The organism is Actinomyces sp. HMSC08A09, from assembly GCF_001807465.1.
Classification (GTDB): Bacteria; Actinomycetota; Actinomycetes; order Actinomycetales; family Actinomycetaceae; genus Actinomyces; species Actinomyces oris.
Window position 1 is genome coordinate 1 of the sequence record NZ_KV789091.1, and the last position, 3,459, is coordinate 3,459.

At 74.5% G+C, this 3,459-nt stretch carries 3 protein-coding genes and 1 tRNA gene; 1 reads left to right on the forward strand and 3 read right to left on the reverse strand.

Annotated features, from left to right (window positions below):
* A partial coding sequence (locus HMPREF3165_RS13385; protein ID WP_305366985.1) for an ATP-dependent helicase C-terminal domain-containing protein occupies positions 1–1,520 on the forward strand: 1,520 nt, incomplete at its 5' end.
* A 202-nt stretch (positions 1,521–1,722) separates the two neighbouring features.
* Here the strand turns inward: HMPREF3165_RS13385 and HMPREF3165_RS02635 are convergent.
* The 3 genes from HMPREF3165_RS02635 to HMPREF3165_RS02640 all read right to left on the reverse strand — a co-directional run bounded on the left by HMPREF3165_RS02635 (position 1,723) and on the right by HMPREF3165_RS02640 (position 3,322).
* On the reverse strand, positions 1,723–2,187 hold the full coding sequence (locus HMPREF3165_RS02635; RefSeq protein WP_070510668.1) for a nuclear transport factor 2 family protein: 465 nt from the start codon (positions 2,185–2,187) through the stop codon (positions 1,723–1,725).
* Positions 2,188–2,512: 325 nt separating this feature from the next.
* A tRNA-Ser gene (locus HMPREF3165_RS13390) sits at positions 2,513–2,601 on the reverse strand.
* 130 nt (positions 2,602–2,731) lie between these two features.
* Positions 2,732–3,322, reverse strand: a complete 591-nt coding sequence (locus tag HMPREF3165_RS02640) for a nucleoside deaminase (protein ID WP_176746986.1) — start codon at positions 3,320–3,322, stop codon at positions 2,732–2,734.
* Positions 3,323–3,459: the final 137 nt, after the last annotated feature.

Sequence of the window (3,459 nt, forward strand, 5' to 3'; positions counted from 1 at the left end):
TGCTGACCACCGACCTGCGCGCACCCGGCGGGGACCTGACAGCCCTGGCCCGACAGGTGCGCGGCGGCGGAGCCGGGTCGGGGGCGTGGAAGGCGGAGGCGCGCCGACTGGAGCAGGCCTGCCGGCGCGCCGCCGCCGAGCAGTCGGGGGCCCCTGAGGACCCGGGTTCCGCAAGCGGTGGACCACAGGCTCCGGGCACAACAGGGGCGGCCGGTTCGCCGGACACGGGCCGGAAGACTGCCGGACGGCCCGAGGATCCAGACTCCGCGAGCGATGGACCACAAGCACCTGACGCGTTGGGAACCTCCGGTTCGCCGGGCACCGGGCGCGGCCGGGAGGGGGCTGGCCGGCCCGGCGACGTCGGCCAGGACGCTCTCGGGAGTGGCGAGGGCGCCGGGGCGCACGACCTGGAGTCGGCGGTGGCGCTGGTGGCCGGGACGGCGCAGCCGCAGTGGATCGCGCGACGTCGGGGGCCGGCCCCGCAGGCGGGCAAGGAGGCGCACTACGCGAGCGTCACCGGGACCGGTCTGCGCCTGCCGGCGGGCTCGGCGCTGGCGGAGTCCGAGTGGCTGGCGGTGGCCGGCGTGGACCTGACCAGTGGGCGCGGCGACGCACTCATCCGGGCCGCCGCGCCCCTCGACGAGCAGGCGGCCCTGGAGCTGGCCGGGGCCTGGCTGGCCGAGGAGGAGCGCACCGTCTGGGAGGGCGGGCGGCTGCGCACGGAGCGCCTGCGCCGCCTGGGGGCCATCACACTCACCACCACCCCGGGGCCGCCGCCGGGTCCGACAGCGGTGGCGGAGGCCGTCGTCGCGCGGGTGCGCGCTGAGGGGGCTGATGCCGGCCTGGGCGTGCTGCCGTGGGATGAGGAGGCGCTCGGCCTGCGCGCCCGCCTGGCCCTGCTGCACGAGCATCTGGGTGAGCCCTGGCCGGATATGAGCGATGCGGCCCTGGCCGAGCGGGCCGAGGAGTGGCTGGCACCGGCGGTGGCGAGCCTGGCCGGGCAGGCCGCAGGGTCGAGCGGGACAGGTAGGTCCGGTGAGTCGGCGTCAGGCTCGGGAAGTCGGCGTTTCAGCCTGGAGCGGCTGGACGTGGCCCAGGCGCTGCGGACGCTGCTGCCGTGGCCGCAGGCGGCGCGCCTGGAGGAGCTGGTACCCGAACGGATCGAGGTCCCCTCCGGCTCACAGGTGCGGGTGGACTACACGGCGGAGGTCGGCGGGGCAGCTGGCTCAGCGGGCTCGGCCGAGGCCGGGCAGGGGGGTCGGCCGGTGCTGGCGGTGCGGGTCCAGGAGTGCTTCGGCTGGGCCGCGACGCCACGGATCGTGGAGGGCCGGGTGCCGGTACTGCTGCACCTGCTCTCTCCGGCGCGCCGTCCGGTGGCGGTCACCGACGACCTGTCCTCCTTCTGGGAGCAGGGCTACCCGCAGGTGCGTGCCGAGATGCGGGGCCGCTACCCCAAGCACGCCTGGCCGGAGGATCCGTGGAACGCACCCGCGACGAGGGGGACCGGGCGGCGCCGGTAGGTGGGGGCGAAACTCACCCAAGCCACCCGGGGTCGATGGGCGGCGCGTGCGCATCGGGAGACGAGTACCGCAGCGGACCGGGGCTACCGGCCCTGTCAGCACCGCTGACGCCACGAGGCCCGCCGGGCCCCGGCCGGAGCTGCTCACGAACCGCCCCGGCCGGCTCACCGGCGAGGAGGGTAACCGGCCGGGCGGCGGGGCCTCACCAGGTGGAGGCGTCCAGGCGGCTGAAGCGGAAGCCGGTGGGGTTGCGCTCGGTGTCGGGGTCGGCGTCGGGCACGACGTATCCGACGATCTGGAGGTTCCAGGTGCCGCGCCCGCCCCACAGGGTGGCCGTGGTGCGGGTGCGGCCGCGCACCACCGGGAAGCCGGCGATGGTGTCGGGCTGGACGGAGACCACCTCGTGGGAGTGGTAACGCATGGCGCCGTTGGCGATGTCGCCGAGCCACTCGACCTTGGGCTGGGGGTAGCCGGTCATGTGGGTCAGGACGCAGTAGTCGGTGAGCAGGGCGTCGATCGCCTTGGTGTCAGCGGCGACCATGGCGTCGCACAGGAGCGAGTAGAGGTCAGCGGCCGCACGCGGCGCGATCTCAGAGGCGTGGGGGTGCGGGTAGACCTGAGTGCGGGAACGGGACAGGGTTCGGGATTCGTGGGGACGGCGACTCATAGGCCAAGAGTACGGCCCGACGTCGAATATATGAGGGACCAACAGCGCTCCGGCGGCCGGGTCAGGGCACGGGGTCCTGGCGGCCGCAACGAACCGCGCGAGGCGGCTACTCCACGAGGGTGGGAATCTACTACCCGAAGGTTGTGCGTACTGGACGAACCCCCGACCTACGTGGAGTACACCCGCCCCTCCCCTAGTGGCCCCCGACCCTCGTGCAGTACGGGTCTCACGACGTCGAGCAGCCACCGGCCAAAACTGGCAGCACCGCAACCGGCAACGCGAAGGGCCCGCCGTACAGCTCCTGGCTGCTCGGCGGGCCCTCCCGTGGCGGTAGCGCTGGGATTCGAACCCAGGGTGGCTATGAACCACACAGACTTTCGAGATCTGCACCTTCGGCCGCTCGGACACGCTACCTCGCCCACGAGGTTACACGGACGTTGCCCCGCTCCCCAATGCGACGTCCTGCGGTATCAGTCACGACCGACGTCGTGCCCGGAAAGCCCTGAGGCTCACCGACCCCGGCGGGCCCAGCCGGCGGGGCCCGTCAGCGGCGGTCGGCGAAGAAGGCGGTCAGGAGGTCCTGGGACTCCTGGGCGCGCAGGCCGGCGCGCACCTCGACCTGGTGGTTGGCGCGGGTGTCGCGCACGACGTCGCGCACCGAGCCGCAGGCCCCGGTCCTCGGCTCCCAGGCCCCCAGGACAAGTCGGGCCACCCGGGCCAGGACAATGGCGCCGGCGCACATGGTGCACGGCTCGAGGGTGACCACGAGGGTGCAGCCGTCCAGGTGGGAGTCGCCCAGAGCGGCTCCGGCGGCGCGCAGGGCGCGGATCTCGGCGTGCGCCGTCGGGTCGTGCTCGGCCTCGCGGGCGTTGGCGGCCTCGGCCAGGACCGCCCCCTCCGGCGAGAGCACGACAGCACCCACCGGCACCTCCCCCGCTGCGCCAGCCGCCCGGGCCAGCTCCAGGGCGCTCACCATGGCGGCGTCGATGACCGGACTGGCGGCCGGGCTGAGGGTCGGCTTGATGACCGTGCCGCCGCCCCGCCCCACGGCGACGCCCGCCCGCCCACCGGGCGCGCCGGCGTCGGAGCCCGGGCTGAACGGGCTCGGTGGCTGCACAGAGACTGAAGACGTCACGAGTTCATTATCTCGTTATAGGCTCCCGACGACATGCCCGGGCTCGGACAGTCGCCTGCCCCCGCGGCCCCCGGCGCCGCGCCCCGGGCCAGCACCCCAAGCCCCGCCACGATCCCATAGAAGCCCCCCCCCCCCCC

Coding starts and splice junctions, on each gene's coding strand:
- HMPREF3165_RS02635 (WP_070510668.1), bottom strand. CDS start 2,187: ATGAGTCGCCGTCCCCACGAATCCCGAACCCTGTCCCGTTCCCGCACT.